This is a genomic window from Hominibacterium faecale (assembly GCF_020734085.1).
GTDB lineage: Bacteria > Bacillota > Clostridia > Peptostreptococcales > Anaerovoracaceae > Hominibacterium > Hominibacterium faecale.
In genome coordinates, this window is the sequence record NZ_JAJAGH010000001.1 from 524,788 (window position 1) to 544,548 (window position 19,761).

Genomic DNA, 19,761 nt, shown 5'->3' on the forward strand with positions numbered 1-19,761 from the left:
TATGGATTTCAAACAGATTGAAGCCTTCGTCAATGTGATAAAATATAAAGGCTTTTCCAAGGCAGCGGAAGCGACCTTTTTAACCCAGCCCACCATCAGCGCCCATGTCAATGCGCTGGAAAAGGAATTGCAGCTGCAGCTCATCGACAGGACCAAAAAGGAAGCCCTGCCCACAGCGGAAGGAAAGCTCTTTTACAATTACGCCTTGACCATGCTCAATACCAGGGAGCAGGCCATTTACTCCCTGCAGAACTTTTCCCTCAACATCAACGGGACGATTGGCATACAAAGCTCCAGCATTCCGGGAGAATACATCGTGCCCGGGCTCATCGCGGATTTTAAAAAGGAATACGGTAAGGCGAAATTTTATCTGGAACAGTCGGACAGCTCCCTGGTCGCCGATAACATTAAAGCCCATAAGGGTGAAATCGGATTTACCGGACACAAAGAAAACGACGGGCTGACCTACAAGCTTTTGATGAAAGACAAGGCCGTCCTCATCACCCCTCAAGTTCCCCACTTTAAAGAACGCGAAGGAGAGCGGCTCCAGTTGAAGGACTTTATTGGAGAGCCGTTTTTGCTGAGAGAACGGGGTTCTGCCACAAGGGAAACCTTTGAAAAGGAACTGGACGCCAAAGGCATCCCCCACACTTCCATGAATGTGGCCGCCAGCATGAACAGCATGGAAGCAATCAAACAGGCGGTGAGAGGCGGCATGGGCGTATCCATCATTTCAGAAGTGGCGGCGGACCGTCAGAGGGCGGACAGAGGGTATCTGGTATTCGATCTGGAAGATTATGACGAAGAGAGGGAGTTCTATTTGGTATATAACGATAAAATCACCATGTCGCCCACAGCCGAGACCTTCAAATTTTTTGTGCTTGAGAAATACGGATATAAGTTCGACTATTAGGCCGGGCTATTTTGCAAGGAGATAGAACATGAAGCAGATTTATTGTGACAATGGGAGCACGTCCTTTCCCAAAGCTCCCGGTCTTGGGGAGGCCATAGGAAAGCATATCGATTTTAACGGATATAACATCAGCAGGGGAGGATACAGGAAAGCTTACAGCCTGGAAGGGGAAATCATCGAAGCAAGAGAAGCCTTATGCAGACTCTTTCATTGCACGGATCCGAAAAACGTGATTTTTACTCCGGGGGCGACCATCGGCCTCAATATGGTGCTCAAAGGTTTGCTGAAAAAAGGAGATCATGTCATTACCACCTCCATGGAGCATAACGCGGTGGTCAGACCGCTGACCCAGCTGGAGAAGGAGGGTGTTTTATGGAGCGAGGCTCAGTGCGATGCGCAGGGCCGGCTGAATGTGGAAGAAATCAGAAAGCTGATCCGGCCGGAAACAAAGCTGGTGCTGGCCATCCACGGGTCCAATGTGTGCGGCACGCTGATTCCCATCAAGGAAATCGGCAGCATTTGCAAAGAAACGGAAATTTTCTTCTGCGTGGACGCTTCTCAGACTGCGGGGAGTGCCTTCATCGATATGGAAGAATGCTGCGCCGACGCCCTCATAGCGCCGGGACATAAAGCCCTCCTTGGGCCTCAGGGAATCGGCATCGTGCTCCTTTCCAAAAGGATGGCCGGAGCGATGAAACCGCTTTTTTCCGGCGGTACGGGAAGTGCTTCCGACAAAGAGGAAATGCCGGAACTGCTGCCGGACAAATTCCAGCCGGGAACGCTGAATATCCCTGGCATCATCGGCCTCAAGCATGCGGTGGATTTTATAGAAAAGGAAGGGCTGGCCGCCATCATAGAAAAGAAACAGCGGATTACGGATGCCTTTCTTGAAGAGGTGAGCAATATGAAGGGAGTCAGGCTGGCGGGCCTTCCTTCCGGCGGCGGCCGGTGCGCGGTTGTATCTCTGGATTTTGTCAATTTGGACAATGCAGAGGCCGCTTTTACCTTGGAAAATGAATTCGGGATCATGACCAGATGCGGGCTCCACTGCGCGCCCCATGCACATAAGACGCTGGGGACCTTTCCCCAGGGGACGGTCCGGTTTTCCTTCGGCTATTTCAATACCATGCTCGATATCCGGCTGGCCGCGGGAGCGCTCAATCGGATTTTGAGCAGCCGCTGACTTGGGGATTGGACAGTCTGGGATATTTGGGCAAAAAAACAAGAAACTCTTAAAAATTTACGCATTTTCCAACGATTCCAAGCTCTCAAATTCAGTTTAAAGGCAGATTTCTTGTTTTAAACCGATATGAGGCCCCGCAAACCCACAACTTTGCGTAAATTTTTAGGCCGGTCCCCTAAATTTACTGGAGCCCGATTCCGGCAGCAAAGGACGGATCCTGATTGGAGGTGCAGGATGGATTTTAATAAGCTTACGGAGAAAGAAAAGCAATATGCAAGAGCAATTATCGAATGTATCGATGACGGCGTATTTATTACCGACGGCGAAGGCACTGTGATCGACTTGAATATCAACAGCCTGGGATGCCAGAAACGGGAAAACATCATCGGCAGAAACATGCGGGAACTGATCCAGGCCGGCATTTACCGGGATTCGGCCGCGCTGAGGGTGATCGAGGAGAAAAAGCCGGTCAGCATGTTTCAATATGAGGAAACGGATCTCTTAACCACCGCCATGCCCTATATGGAAAACGGCAAGGTGAAGATGGTGGTTTGCTGCGAACGGGAGATACACACCTTAGAGGCCATTGAGCGGGAGCTTGAGGAAAGTCTGGAGAAGAACAGCAAGTACGAACAGGAGCTTTTGTATATCCGGGCTGAGATGACGAAAAACGTGGGCATTATCGCTGAATCACCCCAGATGCGAAAAGTGGTGGATTTGGCAATCACGGCGGCCAACTTTGACTCCAGGGTGTTAATCCAGGGCGATACAGGAACCGGCAAAGAGGTAATTGCCAAGCTGATCTACAGCAGCGGCAAGCGAAAAGGAAAACCCTTCATCGCCGTCAACTGCGGAGCGATTCCAGAAACCCTGTTGGAATCGGAGCTCTTCGGATATGAAAAAGGGGCTTTTACCGGGGCCAGTGATACAGGCAAAAAAGGGTTCTTCGAGCTGGCTAATGAAGGAGTGCTCTTTCTTGATGAAATCGGAGAAGTTTCCCTGGGCTTTCAAGTGAAGCTGCTCAGAGCCATACAGGAAAACGAAATCATGCGTGTGGGCGGGAGCAAATCGATCAAGGTCAACGTACAGATTATCGCCGCTACCAATAAGGATTTACTGCAAAAGGTGGAGCAAGGGGAATTCCGTGCCGACCTCTACTACCGGCTCAGTGTGTTTCCCATTAAAATACCGGCGTTGAAAGAGCGTAAAGAAGAAATCATGTCCCTGGTGCAATTCTTTACCGACAAGCTGAATCAGCAGTACGGCAAGGAAAAATGTTTTTCACCCAAGGCCATGAAAATCCTGCAGAATTATTCCTGGCCGGGAAATATCCGCGAGCTGGAAAACGTGGTGGAGAGGCTGATGCTCATCAGTCTAAACGATGTAATCAAGGAGGAGGATGTGACGACTATGCTCTTTGATGACGGAACCATCGATAACTTCCAGTATGAGGGCATCACTCTGGAAGAAGCCGTCGCCATTACAGAAAAGAATTTAATAAAAAACTACATGGAAAAATGCGCCAATCCGCCGGAACTGGAACAGGCTTTGGGGGTATCCCGAGCCACGTTAAACAGAAAAATCAGTAAATATGGATTAAGATAAACCTTGTTTGTTCACAGCAAACCTGCTCTCCTTTGAGTTTTCCTGCTCATTTGAGAGCAGGTTTGTTTTTTGTATTTTCTGAAAACGTTGAAATTGAAAGGATTACAGGGTTGGCATTATACTTGCTATATATAGAAACAATTGTACAATTATATTATATTGATAAAAATGATAATAGGAGGAGTGTAATGGACAAAAACAAAGGACCTGACCTGGTTCTCAATAATAGTAAGGTCAAGGCTCAAGATGTAAAGCTTTATACTATGGTATTCATCATGTACAGCTTCTGCTGCGGCGGATGCTTTGGAATCGAAGAAATGATTCCGGTGGCAGGCCCGGGAATGACGGTACTGCTGCTGATTTTAATCGCGCTCTTTTGGGCGACTCCCCAGGCAATGATTTCCGTGGAACTGGGATCGGCCATGCCCTATACCGGGGGTTTCTACAAATGGACCCAGGCCGGTCTGGGCGAATTCTGGGCCTTTGTCGCCGGATGGTGCAGAGTAATCGCCCAGTATGTGGAGAATTCATCGTATATCATCCTGGGAGTGGGGTATTTAACTACCCTGATCCCCATGTCGGAAGGAACGGCCTTTATCATCAAAGTTGCAATCATCTTATTCTTTACGGCCATCAACCTGAGAGGCATCAAGGAGGTGGGCTGGGTAAGCACCTTGCTGTCCATGGTCATCATTATCGCCTTTGCCTTTGTAGCTGCTGTGGGATTTGTCAACTGGGATTCCAACCCGATACAGCCCTTCTACAACGAAGAAGAAGGCTTGTTCTGGGGTATTTCGGGAGCCCTTGCCATCGGAATGTGGATGTATTCGGGCTATACCTCGGTTTCCACCCTGGCAGGCGACTGCAAAGACAGAACGGTTGTGCCAAAAGCCCTGCTGATCGGCCTGCCGCTGATTACGCTGACTTACCTGCTGCCGACTCTGGCCGGCGTTTCTGCCACCGGAAACTGGCAGGATTGGGGATCGGGCGGCATCAATTATTCCACCGTTGCCGCAATGGCAGGACCCGTATTCGGAGCCCTCATGGTGGTTGTCGCCATCGTGGGATGTCTCTCCAACTACAATACCTGCATGATTTCTCTTTCAAGAAATTTCTACGCTATTGCCGAAGACCGGCTGGCGCCGAAAATTCTGACCAAAGTTAGCAAGAACAAGGGGATTCCCTATGTGACCATCGTTACCATCGCCATCGTATCCATCATCGGATGCACTCTGGATTTTTCCACCGTAATCACCATGTCGGTAACGCTGTTTATCGTCGATTATGTGCTAGTCTGCCTGTCCGGTATCGCTCTGAGAAAAAAGGCCCCTGAAATGGAACGGCCTTTCAAACTGCCCTTCGGAATAAAGGGTGTGACCCTCATGCTGATGCCTGTGTTTATCGTAGCTTTCATCGCACTGATGATTAACGGCGCCGACTACTTTGTGTCAGGCATGGCGGCTGCGGCCATTATCCCGCTGCTATATGTGTACTTTAAGAGAAAGAGCGGAGGCCTGGCTTCCTTCGGGGCGGACAGCGAGGAAGTGAATCCGCGGACAAAACTGTGTTTCGGAGATTTAAAACGAATCGCGGTTCTCTACGGCGTGCTGGGGATTCTGGGAGCTATCGCGAGCTTCTTTCTGCCGTTTTATGAAGGCTCCTGGGGCCCGGAATACTATATGGAAACCTACGGACCGGAAAACGCCTTTGCCTTTATCATCGCTGCCGTAAGAGTGCTCACAGTCGTCTATATCGCGGTAACCTGCATTTTGGCCTATTTGTCGAAGAAGGTAGATCAAAAGCAGACAGAAGAAATAAACGAAAACGAGAAAGGAGCGTAATCAATATGAGCGGAATGAAATTAAATCTTGATATCATTGAAATCAAGGATATCTGTTTTGGAGAGAACAACGATATCAAAGATGGCACCCTTGTGATCGACAAAAAGGGGCTGATTGAATATCTGGCTGATCCGGTGTTCGCCAAAATCGATATCCAGCTGGCAAAGCCGGGAGATTCGGCGAGAATCATTCCTGTAAAGGATGTGATCGAGCCGAGAATCAAGGAAGAGAGTGAAACGTCTTTTCCGGGAATCATCGGCGATTTTGGAGACTGCGGCGAGGGCACGACCAAGGTGCTGCGGGGCTGCTCAGTTGTGAGCACCGGTACTATTGTCGGATTCCAGGAGGGGATCATCGATATGTCCGGCCCGGGGGCCGAATATACCCGCTACTCAAAGCTGAACAACGTCGTCCTTGTGATCGATACCATAGAAGGAATCAAGCCGGCTGAACACGAAGCCGCGGTAAGGATAGCAGGACTGAAAGCAGCCCACTACCTGGCCAAATCCGCTTTGGGAAAGGAAGCGGATTATCAGGAGACTTACCAGCTGGGTCCGGTGAAAGAGGAGCTGCCCAAGGTGGCGATCATGTACATGATCATGGCCCAGGGGCTGCTCCACGACAATTATGTGTACGGCGTGGACGCAAAAAAACTTCACCCCACCTTGCTTCATCCCAATGAAGTTTTTGACGGTGCGATCGTAAACGGATGCTGCGTGGTCGCCGGCGATAAATATACCACATACGACCATCAGAATAATTCTCTTGTCCAGGAGTTTTACAAACGCCATGGCAAAGAAATCGACTTTCGGGGTCTCATTGCGGTACCCACCTATCCGGGACTTGCGGATAAGAGAAGATGCTGCTCATCGGCAGTGAGAATGGCCAGGCTGCTCGGCGTTGACGGGGTGGCTATTCCAGAGGAGGGCGGCGGCAATCCGGAAGCGGATTTGATGATGATCTGCCGCGGCTGTGAAAAAAATGACATTAAAACCGTGATGATGCTGGGGCCGGACGGCGTGGAAGAGCCGGTTGCCGATACTGCCCCGGAAGCGGATGCGGTGATCAATGTGGGCGACTGCAACGAATTCGTGGTCCTGCCTCCCATGGAGCGGATCATCGGAGACCAGAATCAAGTCAAATATATGTCGGGCGGAGCAGAAGAGAGCATCCGGGAAGACGGCAGTATCCGGGTTTCCCTGTCGATCATCATGGGTTCCGTCATCGGTCAGGGAACCTTGAAAATGAGTTCCTACGTATATTAAGAGGAGGTGTTAACATGAGAGTTGTACATTATATCAATCAATTCTTCGGGCAGATCGGGGGAGAGGATATGGCTCATCATCCTCTGGAAGTGAGAAAAGGGCCTTTTGGTCCCGGTCTGGCGCTCCAGAATCTGCTGGGTGAGGACATCCGGATTACAGCCACAATCGTCTGCGGCGATAATTATTTTGTGGAAAACGCTCAGGCGCTGAAGGATGATATCGTTAAAATATTAAAGGAAGAAGAGACGGATTTGCTGATCGCGGGCCCGGCCTTTAACGCCGGAAGATATGGAATGGCCTGCGGCGAAGTCTGCAAAATCGCCTGCGAAGAGCTGGGACTCAACGCCGTATCCGGTATGTATGAGGAGAATCCGGGGATGGAGCTGTTTCGGAAATATGCTTATATCCTGCCCACAGGCAATTCTGCCAGAAACATGAAGGATGCTCTGGCGGCCATCCGCGATTTTGTAAAGAAGATCGACTCCGGTGCGGAAATCAAAGGGCCGGAAGAGGAAGGCTATGTGCAGAGAGGAATCCGCAAGAACTACTTTGAAGAAAAGACGGGAGCTGAGCGCTGTCTGGACATGCTGCTCAAGAAGATCAAAGGCGAAGAATATCAAACCGAGCTGCCCATGCCCATCTTTGAAAAGGTGGTACCAAGCCCAGCCATCAAGGATATGAGCAAGGCGAAAATCATCGTCATGACTTCCGGGGGCATGGTGCCTCTTGGCAATCCGGATCATCTGGAAGCGTGCAACTGTACGAAATTCAAACGATACAGCTATGAAGAGAGCTACGGCGGCAAAGGCGCTACCAAAGGTAAGGTGGTCCACGGCGGATATGACCCCGTTTATGGGGATGAGGACGGAAACCGAATCCTGCCAGTGGATATGCTGGCGGAGCTGGAGAAGGAAGGCCGGATCGGCGAACTGTGTGATTTCACGTATGTGACTGTGGGCAACGGCATGGGCACGGACCAGGCAGCCCAATTCGGCGATGCCATCGCCGAGGAATTAAAGCGTGAAGAGATTCAGGGCGCGATCTTAACCTCCACCTGAGGGACCTGTACTCGTTGCGGCGCAACGATCGTAAAGCATATTGACGCTGCGGGAATCCCCATTGTGCACGTATGTACAGTAACACCCATTTCCATCTCAGTGGGAGCAAACCGGGTCGTTCCCGGCGTATCTATCCCCCATCCGGTGGGAAGGCCGGATCTGCCTCCGGAAGAAGAGAAAGCTTATCGGAAGAAGATGATGGAAACCGCGCTGAGAGCGCTGGAAACGGAGATAACGGAGCAGACCGTATTTCCGGTAAAATAGATTGAAATTTAAATTTTGATAGTTCTCCTAAAGGCCGTCTGGCACTTCCGTGCAGACGGCCTTTAAAGTGTCTGAATTCTTATAAATTCTGCATTTTTCGATAGAGACCCTCCTTTCTGGAGCGCGTCCGGTAAATCCCTTCTTTTTTCGCATTTCAGGCGCCACAGATTTTCGGAAAAAAATAAACGAAATTTAAATTATTTACGCAGTTTCCAACGGCCAGGCACCTTCAAATTCGCGATGAGGCCGCGCGGGCCGCAAGTTACCGCGATCCGACCCCGCAAACCCATAACTTTGCGAAAAGAATGCCGATTTCTACAGAAGTTTACCGGAAACCGAAACGGCTACGGCTTGCAGATAGGATGTGGGGATCTGGGAAAAAAGTGAAGCGAAATTTCACTTTTTACGCAGTTTCCAACAGCCAAGCACCTTCAAATTCGCAATGAGGCCGCGCGGGCCGCAAGTTGATGTGATCCAGCCCCGCAAACCCACAACTTTGCGTAAAAAGCGAAAAGCTTCAGCAAAATTTTCCGATCTGGCGAAATCCTTTTATGGGGCCTTCTCCTTCCGCCCCCGCAACCCCATAACTTTGCGAAAAAAGGGGCTGATCAATGCGATCAGCCCCTTTTTTCAGTTGCTTTTAGACAACGAATCGTTGCCCTGCGGCAACCCTGCGTTGCCATATGGCAACGATTAAATCGGAAAATTGAAAAAATACTGAATGTTGCGACGGTGAGGGCGCTTGAAAATAGGGGGTTGCAAAAAAGAAACGCTTATCTGGCCATGTGGTATGAGACTTGCGACTATATATAGTCAGTCAAATCTTCCACTGTATTCAACCTTGCGGCGCCGGAATGGAATGGTGGATATAGTACAGTTTCTTAAACGAAAGGAGTAGTAATTATGAGTAATCAACAAACAGGCGGGCTAAAAGAACATCCCGTAACCCTGCGCGCAGCTGTTATGATGATGTACTGTTTGGTAGCCGCCGGTGCTTTTGGTATCGAAGAAATGATACCGGACGCAGGCCCGGGAATTACGATTATCGTATTATGTGTACTGCCGTTTATATGGGCAGCGCCGCAGGCTCTTTGTTCGGCGGAGCTTGGTTCGGCCATTACCGATGTCGGCGGATTTTACAAATGGATCCAGAGAGGTCTGGGAGAATTCTGGGGATTCCAGGGCTGCTGGTGCAGAACCTTATCCTGCTATGTGGATAATACCCTCTACATCGTGCTTGCCGGATCCTATACCCAAATGCTGATCCCCAGCATGACCGATACAGGCAAGTTTATCTTAATGACAGCACTTATTGCCGTATTTACCGTAATCAATCTATTGGGTATCAAAGAAGTGGGTATGATCAGCACGATTTTTTCAGTAATCATATTCATCGTTTTCGCCGCTGTGACGGTAATCGGGTTCTGCAACTGGAACTATAACCCTGTTGAGCCGCTTTACAACAGTGACGACTATTCGCTGGTAGGTTCCATCGGCGCCTGCCTTGCCACCGGCATGTGGATGTATTCCGGTTACACTTCCATGTCAACACTGTCCACAGAATGTAAAGACAAGAGCGTTATTCCAAGAGGGCTGATGATCGTAATGCCGATTATCGCATTATCCTATATACTGCCTACCATCGCAGGGCTTGCTTCTGTGGGACACTGGCAGGATTGGACCTTTGAAGGCGGAATTTCCTTCGGCCACGTTCTCGCGCTGGCAGGATCTTGGGGGCTTCCGGTTTTCGTAATCGCTGCAGTTTTCTCAAACCTTGCGATTTTCAACACCCAGATCATTTCCGTATCAAGAGGATTCTTTGGAATGGCCGTTGATAACCTGGCTCCAAAAGCTTTAATGAAGCTGAGCAAGAATAGACGGATCCCGTACATTGGCGTTCTTTCCTTATCCGTCGTTGCCTTTTGTCTGTGCAATTTTGACTTTTCCGTGCTGGTAACCATCGACGTAACCTTATTGATGGTCGACTATGTGCTGGTATTCATCTCAACAGCAAGACTGAGACGGACAGAGCCGGATATGCCAAGACCCTTCCGCATTCCGGGCGGAGACACCTTTGTAAAGATTTTAGTGGCTCCGGGAATCCTCATCGCAGTAGCGGCGCTGTTCTTAAACGGTGCGGATTACTTCCTGGGAGGAATGGTCGGATTAATGTCGTCCCCCATCTTATATGTGATCTGGAAACGGATGTATGGAGGGCTTTATAAGATCGATCCGGTAAAATATCCGATAAACCCAAGGACCAAGCTGGCAGTAGGCGACCTGCATAGAATCGCAATCATCCTGGCAATCTTCGGAGTTATCGGCCTGATCGGATCCATGTGGTGGTTCGGCTTTTACGAGGTTGACTGGGAGTCCTACTACCTGGACACTTATGGCTACTTGAAGTTTATGGGAAGCACAGGCGAGGAGATTATCCACTGGATTTACACGACCATGAAGTGGTTATCCATCCTGTATCTGGCTGCGACGGTCGTGCTGGAAATCGTAGCTGCCAAGATCGATCCCAGGAGCAACCCCCAAAAGCTGGATAAGGATGCAAAGATAAGCAGCTAACTTGTTGACGAATAAAGGAGGAGTAACATGAAATTTGAATTTACAGAAGAACAAAACCTGTTGAGAACGGCATTTGTAGAATTTGTTAAGGAAGAAGTGGCACCCAATGCGGCCAAGTGGGATGAAGAAGATTACACACCAGTGGAACTGATGCCCAAGATGGGTGAAATGGGGATCCTGGGGGTCTTCGTTCCCGAAGCCTACGGCGGAGTCGGCCTGGGCCACACTGAGCGGGTAATGGCTCTGGAAGAGATCGCCAGATACTCAGCGGGCCTGGCGATGATGGTCTTTACCCATCAGCTGGGAATGGCGGCAATCCTCGACTTTGGCACGGAGGATCAGAAACAAGCTTATCTTCCGGAGATGTGCGCAGGCACAAAGATCTGCGGGCTTGCGGTAACGGAGCCGGGAGGCGGATCGGACGTGGCCGGGCAGAAAACCACGGCCCAGCTGGCGGATGGCCAGTGGGTGGTAAACGGAAGAAAATGCTTCATAACCAACTCTCACATTGCCGATACAACCGTCATTACCTGTAAGACCGGGGAAGATGACAGAGGCCGGGCCACCTTTTCTGCCATTGCCATTGATAAGGGCACGGAAGGCTTTGCGCCGGGCAGACATGAAAACAAATTGGGCCTCCGGGGGTCGGTGACCGGCGAGCTGATTATGAACAACGTGAAAGTGCCGGAAGGAAACCTCATTGGAGATGTGGGCAAGGGAACGCCCATTGCCATGAAAGAAATCGGAGAAGTGGGAAGAGCCAGCATGACAGCCATTGCAGTTGGTTTATTAAGAGCTTGTCTGGAAGACGGTGTAAAATTTGCCAATGAGCGGATCGTTTACGGCAAGCCCATCGCCAAGCTGCAGGCAATCCAGTTCCATGTTGCCGAAAACAGAGTGGCCTACGAAGCTGCCAGATTGATGCTCTACAGAGCGGCGGCGGTAAAGGATGAAGGAAAACCGGCAACCATTGAATTTGGCATGGCCAAATATTTTGCCACCGATAAAGCAGCGGAGGCAGCCAGAAGAACCATCGAGCTCATGGGCGGATACGGCGTTGTCAACGAATATGCAGCAGGAAGATATTTGAGAGACGCCATGGCCTGCATTTCCTCAGGCGGAACAAGTGAAATTCAGAAAATCATCATTGCGGGAGACACCTTAAAGAAATTCTAGGAGAATCACATGAATATTTTAGTTTGCATAAAACCGGTGCCAGATCCGGAAAAGTACGGGCAATTAAAACTTGACGAAAAAACCAAACGGCTTGTGAGAGAAGGGATCCCCACGGTCATCAATCCATCGGACAAACATGCCCTGGAGGAAGCCATCACTCTGCGGGACTCTCTAGGCGGCAAGGTGGCGGTTCTCACCATGGCGCCCCAATTCAGCAAGGACAAATTAATGGAAGCTCTGGCAATGGGCGCCGACTGCGCCTATCTGGTATCGGACAAAGCCTTTGGAGGCGCGGATACATACGCCACATCCTATGTGCTGGCACAAGCGATCAAAAAGATTTCCCTGGAAATGGACCCGGAAAAAGACTTTGCCTTTGATCTGGTGCTGGCAGGCAACGAAAGCGCTGACGGGGCTACCGCCCATGTTCCGGCGCAAACCGCGGAGTGGCTCAATCTGCCCCATTTATGTAAGGTCAGCAAACTGGAGCTGCAAGATGAAACCGCAAAGAACCTGCGGGCATGGAAAAAAATCGATCAGGGCGAAGCCGTTTTTCAGATTGACGGACCGTGTGTGATCGCAGTCAGTTCGGAGATCAACCGGCCGAGGCTGATCAATGCCATGGGCATTATTAAAGCGAAGAAAAAGCCGCTGACCATATGGAACAATGACGATCTTTGCTTAGATGAAAAAAAGATTGGTTTGACAGGCTCGCCCACTCAGCCGGGCGAGCTGATTACTCCCGATCTGAGGAGGGCCGCTGTCAGCTTGGGAAGCGAAGCAGATAAAGCAGCCGAAGAGATTGTAAAAATCATGAAAAAGGCGGGTGTGTTGGAATGAAAAAAAGCGATATTAAAAAAGTAATGGTATACGATCAGGGTCCAGCGGATCAGCCACATCCGGCCTTCTGGCAGAACATGGCCCACCTGCAAAAGCTGCTTTTGGGGGAAACGGTGGAATTCATAAGACTCTGCTGCCCCTGCGAGAACCCGCAGCAGGCGGTTTTGTCCATAGAACCGGTTATAAAGGAAGAAAAGCCCGATCTGCTTGTCATCCCAGCCACGCCTTTGGGCGAGGAAGCGGCGCCTTCTCTGGGTATCCGGCTGAACACTGGCGTAGCGGCTCACTGTGCGAATATCGTCATCAATGGGCAGGGCCGGATCGCATATATGGTACCGGCTTTCAGCGGCAAGGTCATAGGGGAGATTTTCATACCGGGCAGCCGTCCTGCCATTGCAACGGTAAAACCGGGCGTATTTCCCTATACGGAAAAGGATACGGCTGCGTACCGGGATATCCTTTGCACGTGCGTTCCTGAGGACCGCTGTTCTGTACGCATTACAGATATAAAAGAAATTCACAACCAGCAAAGCTCCATTGAAAAAGCCAGGCTCATCTTCTGCGGCGGATTCGGTATCGGTTCTGCTGAAAACTGGAAAAAGCTAGAGGACCTGGCGCAAAGGACGGGAGGCGGGGCAGGCTGCACAAGGCCTGTGGTCGATATGGGCTGGGGACCGGATGAATACCAAATGATCGGAACCAGCGGTAAAACCGTAAGGCCGAAGGTCTATATCGGGTTTGGCATATCCGGAGCGGCCCACCATCTTTGCGGCATCAAGGACGCGGACATCATCATCAGTATCAACAATGACAAAGACGCGGAAGTATTCATGGCTTCTGATTACATAGCTGCGCTGGATGCGGGCGAAATGATCGACTGCCTGGCGGAAAAGCTGCAGCAGCGCTAGAAAGGAGCAATACATATGACGAAAATATTAGATGGAATCAGAATCATTGATTTTACTCAGGGCCACACGGGCAGTTATGGGACCATGCTTCTGGCCGATTTTGGAGCCGAAGTAATCAAGATCGAAGATCATAAAAAAGGAGGAGATGTGCTGCGGAGCAGTTTCCCAAAGAACGAAAAGGGAAGCGCCTACCACGCATATATGAACCGGGGAAAAAAGAGCATCTGCATCGACCGCCGCTCGCCACAGGGGCAGGAAATGATCCTGCGGCTGATTGAAAAAGCCGATGTGGTCTGCGACGGATTTCCCGCAGGCGAAATGGAGGCGTGCGGGATCGGCTACCAGGACGCATGTAACGTAAATCCCAATATCATCTATGCGTCCCACACCGGATTCGGAAAAACAGGGCCGCTGAGCAATACGGCCGGATGCGATCTGGCGTCGGAAGCCATCTGCGGACTGATGGAGACCACCGGTTCACCCGACGGAGACCCGACTGCCCACGGTTCGCGCATAGCCGACCAGTTCGGCGGCGTATTCTTTGCCTTCTCCATCGTGGCGGCGCTCATGGCGAGGATGGAGATGGGTGAGGGACAGCAAATCGATGTGGCTTCCTCCGACTGCATGTTCACCGCCCTGGAGGACTGTGTCGCCGAAGCTTACATGGACGGGGTTACGGAGCACCGGGAAGGAAACGGATCGAGAGCCATCGCGCCTTACGATACCTTCGAAGTCAAGGACGGGATTTTATCCACCGCCGTATCAACCAATTCCCAGTGGAAAAAATTCTGCGACGCCATGGGATTTGATGATATAAAGGATGACCCCAGATTTTCCACCAACGAACTGCGCGGGGAACATTACTACGGCAAAAACGGACTGAGAGAGAGGATCGCAAGCAAGTTTGAAACCATGACAAAGTGGGAAATCGAAGACATGCTCAGGCCGTATAACATCCCCAGCGGGCCGGGCTTCACCGTTCCCGAAGCATTTGAAAACGACCAGCTGCAAATCAGAAATATGGTGCTCCAGGTTGAGGACAAAACTCTGGGGGCGGTCAAGATGCCGGGAGTTCCCATCAAGCTTTCGGGAATCGATGATACGGATATCGGTTCAGCGCCTTTACTGGGAGAGGACACCAAGTCATTCCTTCAGCAGGCAGGATATACGGACAGCGAAATTGAAACCATGGAAATAGATGGTGTCATCATGTGCAAAGGAGGGGACAGATCATGAGACCTTTTGACGGAATAACGGTGCTGGATTTTACACAGGCGTACAGCGGACCCTACTGCGCGTTGAATTTAGCCGATAACGGAGCGCGGGTCATTAAAGTGGAGCGGGCGGTGGACGGAGAACAATCCAGGTACTGGACCCCTTATACGGAAGACGGAGAGAGCGGGTATTTTGCCCTTTACAATCGGAATAAGGAGTGTCTGGCCGTGGATTTGGGAGAGCCGGAGGGCAAGGAAATCATCAAAAAATTGTTTGCCCAGGTAGACGTGGTCCTGGAAAACTTCAAGTACGGCACCATGGACAAATTGGGGATCGGATATGAAGTGGCAAAGGAAATCAACCCGGAGATCATATTCGCGTCCATCACCGGTTTTGGGCAGACGGGGCCTTTGCGCAAGAATACCGCATATGACAATGTGATCGAGTGCATGTGCGGATTTATGGAAATGACCGGATATCCCGATGGAGAGCCGATGCGTTCCGGAACTTCGGTGGGAGATAGCTATACCGGCCTGACCATGCTGCTGGGAATCGCGCTGGCTTGTTACGATAAAAAGCGAACCGGCAAGGGCAGAAGAATCGACGTGGCCATGTTCGATACCATGTTTGCCACCATAGAGGATGCGGTTTTGGCCTACAGCCTGACAGGAGAGGAAATCAGCCGGTCGGGCAATGCCAAGCCGCGGGAGATCGTGCCTTACGATGTTTACAAATGCGAGGACGGCTCTGTGGCGGTGGGCATCACGGAGGAATCCATGTGGCCGGATTTTTGCGAAGCAATGGGAATGGCGGAATTGATCGATGATGAGCGGTTCTGTACCAATGATCTGAGATGTGAACATTTTGACGCTTTTACCCAAATCATGGTTGATTTTATGAACAATCAAAAACAGGGATGGGTACTGGATCAGCTGGCAAAATACAAGATTCCTGCGGCGCCGATTCTGGTTCCCCTGAGGACGATGGAGCATCCCCAGACGCTGGCCAGGGAGATGGTCATTGAAATCGACGATGCCAACATCGGCAAATACAAAGCCTTTGGCCATCCGATCAAGTTCAGCAAGACGCCTTGCTTCGTAAAAAAATCGTCTCCCAAACTGGGCGAAAGCACCTATGATATTTTGACCTCCCTGGGATACAGCGAGCAAGAGATTCAAAACTACGTGGATGAAGAAATCGTCAGCGTTCCCGAAGAGCATTAATTGGTGCATATAAACGAATGCAATATACTGCAAGCAGAGTATTTATTATAACAATAAATGCTCTGCTTAATATGATATAATGGTCTGACAAATAGTCTTTGCGGAAGAGGTATGAAGATGAAATATATTCAGTTTCTAAAAGAAAACTATGATTGGCTGATGGATTTTATTAATTGTATGACGGTCGGCATTTGGATTACCGATGCCGAAGGAAGGGTGATTATGGTTAATAATTCTTCAATCAGCACGGGAGGATTGGGCCGTGAAGAAATTTTGGGACGATATACGACCGAATTACTGGAGTCAGGATATATTTTATATGAATCCTCCGTATTGAAAGCGATCGAAAGCGGCCATGAAGAGAGCATCGTGCAGGAAGAGGGGGAAGGCAATCATTCGATGGCTACCAGCGTTCCGCTCTTTGACGGAGATGAGCTGGATTTGATCGTATGCGTTGAACTGGATATCACAGAGGTGATGCGCCTGAAGGGACTGCTGGAAAATCAGAAGAATATCACCAGGAAATACCGAGATGAGCTTTTAAAGTTTTTGGGCCAGAACAACACGGAAAACAATGGCAGCGAGGAACTGGTCACCTATAACGTTAACATGATCCGCATTAAAGACATGGCCGCGAAAACGGGAAAAACCGACGCAACTGTGATTATCACCGGGGAGTCGGGGACCGGTAAAGAAGTGATGGCCAATTTGATTCAGAAAAACAGCGCCAGGGCCGACGCGCCTTTTATCAAGGTTAACTGCGCGGCGATTCCCGAATCCTTAATCGAGTCGGAATTCTTCGGATATGAAAAGGGGACATTTACTGGCGCCAATGTGAACGGTAAGATCGGCCTCTTTGAATTGGCCAACGGCGGGACCTTGTTTTTGGATGAAATCGGCGATTTGCCGCTGCAGATGCAGTCCAAGCTGCTGCGGGTCATTCAGGAGCGGGAAGTGCGGAAGATCGGCGGCGAAAAGGTCATTCCGGTGGATATCCGTTTTATCGCCGCTACCAATAAAAATTTGAAAAAGGAAATGGAGAGGGGCGCTTTCCGAAGCGATTTGTATTACCGGCTGTTCGTGGTGCCGATCCATATTCCGCCGCTGAGGCAGCGGATCGAGGATATCGCTCCCATGGCCAATTATTTTATCAAGATGTTTAATGAGCAGTATAAGATGAACAAGGTGATCTGCGATGATGCCATCAAGGAATTGGAGGCCTATTATTGGCCGGGAAACGTCCGCGAGCTGAGAAATGTCATCGAGCGAATGGCTGTCAGCGGTTCCGGCGATCAGATCACCAGATTCCAAGTGAGCATGTGTTTGAACGACAATGCCGGCGCCGGCGACAATATGGGACCTGGGGCAAGAAATCAATCTCTGGGCGCCCTGCTGAAGGAATATGAGCGGGAGATCATCATGAAAACCGTGGATGAATGCGGCAGTATCAGCGCTGCGGCCAGGGCTCTTCAGGTCAATAAATCCACCATATCAAAAAAGCTGAAAGAATATGAACGTTGAGTAACGGAAGGCTTATGGATAAATTAAAAACCAGTACAAAGATCTTATATGGAATCGCCGGAATCGGAGACTCGGCATTATATAACTTTATGGGGACCTTTGCCCTGTTTTTTCTGACGACCGTGGCGGGCGTCGATCCGGCGGTCGGGGGAACCATTGTGGCGCTGGGCTCCATATGCGAGACGATCGCCGGGGCGGTCATCGGCTATGTTTCCGATAACACTGCGACAAAATATGGGAAAAGGAAACCCTTTCTTCTGGCCGCGGCCTTCCCGCTGACAATCATAACCTGCCTCTTTTTTGCCAATTTTAATATGGGCATGACCGTTAAGATTTTGTACTATGGGGCCATGATGGTTATTTTTTGGACGTTTTTTTCTGTTTTCTTTGTGCCTTATTTGGCCTGGGGCGCTGAGCTGACTCAGGACTATAATGAAAGAACCGTGCTGCGGGGATACGTCTATTTCTTCAACATGGCGGGAGTGACCATTGGCATGATCCTGCCCAACCTGATCGTGGACTGGCTTGGCAGCCAAGGCTTCTCTTTAGGCGCCAGCTGGCAGATCACGGCTGTTTTCTGCGGCGTGTGCGCAGGAGCATCCATTTTTATCGCCGCTGTCGGCATCAAAGATCAATTTGAGCGGAATTATCAAACAGCAGGGAAAGAAGCGGCGCACAAAGCCAGAACCAGTATGAAGTCCCTGGTTCGGGCTTTCAAAGACATGCTCGGCAGCTATTGGGAAATCATGAAAAGCAAAACGGTTTTGTGCATCCTAGGCGCCAGTGTCTTTTATCTGATCGCTTACGCCATTTTCTCCGCGGACAGAATGTATTTCCTAACCTATAACATGAAATTCTCACCGGGACAAATTACTGCGGTCCTTGCATTCCTTACCTTCTCGCCCCTGGTCTTTTTGCCGCTGATCATAAAACTAAGCAATCGATGGGATAAACGATCTCTGTTTCTTTACGGAATGAGTATCAGTACCGTGATGATGCTGCTATATGGGGTTATGGGCATTCATTCCATGGCGGGTATTTTCTTGTATTCCTTTCTGTATTCCATCGGAAATATTTGTTACTGGCAGCTGATTCCCTCGATGATCTATGATGTTTCCGAAGTGGACGAACTGATTTACAATAAGAAGCGGACCGGGCTAGTGATTTCGCTGCAGTCCCTTTCCGAGTCTCTGGCAAACGCCGTCGGTGTGCAGCTTTTAGGCATTATGCTCAGCGCCGCGGGCTTTGACGGAGAAGTGGGGGTACAAGCGGATACGGCATTGCTCTGTACCCATCTTTCCTTTACGGTCCTGCCGGCTGTTTTCATGGGAATATCCATTTTGATGATTGTGAAATATCCGGTTACGAGAGCGGTTTATGATCAGGTTTTGGCCGCGCTCAAGGCCAGGGAGGCAGGAGAAGATGTGGATATGGAGGCGTTTGAGAGATTGAGATGAAGGCTTGGGCTGGTCCTCAGGAAATGAAGTTACGGTAAACCAAAAAGCATGCCAGCTCAGTGGGCAGCCCCCGTTTATTATCACAAAAACCCAAGCCCCGCGCTGGGGCTTGGGCGATGGTATTCAGAGGCAGGGTGATAGCCGTCTGAACAATTGGCATTGGGAACAAATCTATCTATGCCTCGTCTACTACAAAGGTTGTATCTCCCTTCACCACTAAAACAGGTTCGTCGAATACTTCTGAACGATCGGTTTTCTGGTCGTATTCAGAGGTTTTGTACATTTCATACCCATATATTCTGGATCTGCTGCCGTGCTTGACAAGCCATACAATCACTTCTACGGCGTCCAGCATGTGAACCGGCTTTAAAATGTTTGCTTCCGTGTGGACGAATAGGCCGCCGTCCCCGTCATCCCGGATATTGCTCAGCTCGGTAACACAGTCAATGCACTTTTCCATCAATTTGCATCCTGAGATCATTTCTCCCGGATAATGCATATCCTCGCCGTTGATCGACATTCTGAATTTTAATTCCGTTACATCTCTGCCCTTCTTTACTTCACTTAATAAAGCCCTTTTTTCAGCTTCTACTTTTGCCATAATCGTGTCCTCCTTATTAATCATTTATCGGTTCGTTGTGTACTGCTTATAATATACGCATATATGGTGCCAACATTTTATAAAAATAAGCTGTTGAAATTTCAATGGTTAGATAGG

The 19,761-nt window shown here is 49.9% G+C and carries 16 protein-coding genes; 15 read left to right on the forward strand and 1 reads right to left on the reverse strand.

The features are described from left to right. Position 1: 1 nt before the first annotated feature. The 15 genes from LG211_RS02435 (at position 2) to LG211_RS02505 (ending at position 19,043) form a co-directional block, all read left to right on the forward strand. Positions 2-913 carry a selenium metabolism-associated LysR family transcriptional regulator gene (locus tag LG211_RS02435; protein WP_269476945.1) on the forward strand — a complete coding sequence of 304 codons (912 nt, stop codon included), beginning with the start codon at positions 2-4 and terminating at the stop codon, positions 911-913. Between the two features lie 28 nt (positions 914-941). Beyond that, positions 942-2,096: an aminotransferase class V-fold PLP-dependent enzyme gene (locus tag LG211_RS02440; RefSeq protein ID WP_148397734.1), complete on the forward strand. Its 1,155-nt coding sequence runs from the start codon at positions 942-944 to the stop codon at positions 2,094-2,096. A gap of 234 nt (positions 2,097-2,330) precedes the next feature. Further along, a complete protein-coding gene (locus LG211_RS02445; RefSeq protein WP_253021229.1) occupies positions 2,331-3,701 on the forward strand; it encodes a sigma-54 interaction domain-containing protein in 1,371 nt (456 codons plus the stop codon). Positions 3,702-3,889: 188 nt separating this feature from the next. Beyond that, positions 3,890-5,542 (forward strand): APC family permease, encoded by a 1,653-nt coding sequence (locus LG211_RS02450; protein WP_269476946.1) that lies wholly within the window; start codon positions 3,890-3,892, stop codon positions 5,540-5,542. A 5-nt stretch (positions 5,543-5,547) separates the two neighbouring features. After that, positions 5,548-6,807, forward strand: a complete 1,260-nt coding sequence (locus LG211_RS02455; RefSeq protein WP_269476947.1) for a glycine/sarcosine/betaine reductase component B subunit — start codon at positions 5,548-5,550, stop codon at positions 6,805-6,807. Between the two features lie 14 nt (positions 6,808-6,821). Next, a complete protein-coding gene (locus LG211_RS02460; protein ID WP_227754658.1) occupies positions 6,822-8,129 on the forward strand; it encodes a glycine/betaine/sarcosine/D-proline family reductase selenoprotein B in 1,308 nt (435 codons plus the stop codon). 364 nt (positions 8,130-8,493) lie between these two features. Further along, positions 8,494-8,826, forward strand: coding sequence for a hypothetical protein (locus tag LG211_RS02465; protein ID WP_269476948.1), 333 nt, complete (start codon positions 8,494-8,496; stop codon positions 8,824-8,826). Between the two features lie 206 nt (positions 8,827-9,032). Further along, positions 9,033-10,703, forward strand: a complete 1,671-nt coding sequence (locus LG211_RS02470) for an APC family permease (protein WP_148397738.1) — start codon at positions 9,033-9,035, stop codon at positions 10,701-10,703. A 27-nt stretch (positions 10,704-10,730) separates the two neighbouring features. Beyond that, a complete protein-coding gene (locus tag LG211_RS02475) occupies positions 10,731-11,879 on the forward strand; it encodes an acyl-CoA dehydrogenase family protein (RefSeq protein ID WP_148397739.1) in 1,149 nt (382 codons plus the stop codon). A gap of 9 nt (positions 11,880-11,888) precedes the next feature. Continuing rightward, the gene (locus LG211_RS02480) at positions 11,889-12,719 is read left to right on the forward strand and encodes an electron transfer flavoprotein subunit beta/FixA family protein (RefSeq protein ID WP_148397740.1); all 831 of its coding nucleotides are present in this window, start codon (positions 11,889-11,891) and stop codon (positions 12,717-12,719) included. Further along, complete coding sequence (locus LG211_RS02485) at positions 12,716-13,627, forward strand: electron transfer flavoprotein subunit alpha/FixB family protein (protein WP_269476949.1); 912 nt, start codon at positions 12,716-12,718, stop codon at positions 13,625-13,627. The genes LG211_RS02480 and LG211_RS02485 overlap by 4 nt, the downstream gene beginning before the upstream one ends. A 15-nt stretch (positions 13,628-13,642) precedes the next feature. Further along, a complete protein-coding gene (locus LG211_RS02490) occupies positions 13,643-14,863 on the forward strand; it encodes a CaiB/BaiF CoA transferase family protein (protein WP_148397742.1) in 1,221 nt (406 codons plus the stop codon). Next, positions 14,860-16,065 carry a CaiB/BaiF CoA transferase family protein gene (locus LG211_RS02495; RefSeq protein WP_148397743.1) on the forward strand — a complete coding sequence of 402 codons (1,206 nt, stop codon included), beginning with the start codon at positions 14,860-14,862 and terminating at the stop codon, positions 16,063-16,065. Before LG211_RS02490 ends, LG211_RS02495 begins: the two co-directional genes overlap by 4 nt. 117 nt (positions 16,066-16,182) lie before the next feature. After that, entirely contained in the window at positions 16,183-17,586 is a 1,404-nt protein-coding gene (locus LG211_RS02500) for a sigma-54 interaction domain-containing protein (RefSeq protein ID WP_227754655.1), read from the forward strand. A 14-nt stretch (positions 17,587-17,600) separates the two neighbouring features. After that, the gene (locus tag LG211_RS02505) at positions 17,601-19,043 is read left to right on the forward strand and encodes an MFS transporter (protein WP_227754654.1); all 1,443 of its coding nucleotides are present in this window, start codon (positions 17,601-17,603) and stop codon (positions 19,041-19,043) included. Between the two features lie 175 nt (positions 19,044-19,218). Here LG211_RS02505 and LG211_RS02510 read toward each other — a convergent pair whose 3' ends face one another. Further along, positions 19,219-19,644 carry an acyl-CoA thioesterase family protein gene (locus LG211_RS02510; protein WP_148397746.1) on the reverse strand — a complete coding sequence of 142 codons (426 nt, stop codon included), beginning with the start codon at positions 19,642-19,644 and terminating at the stop codon, positions 19,219-19,221. Positions 19,645-19,761: the final 117 nt, after the last annotated feature.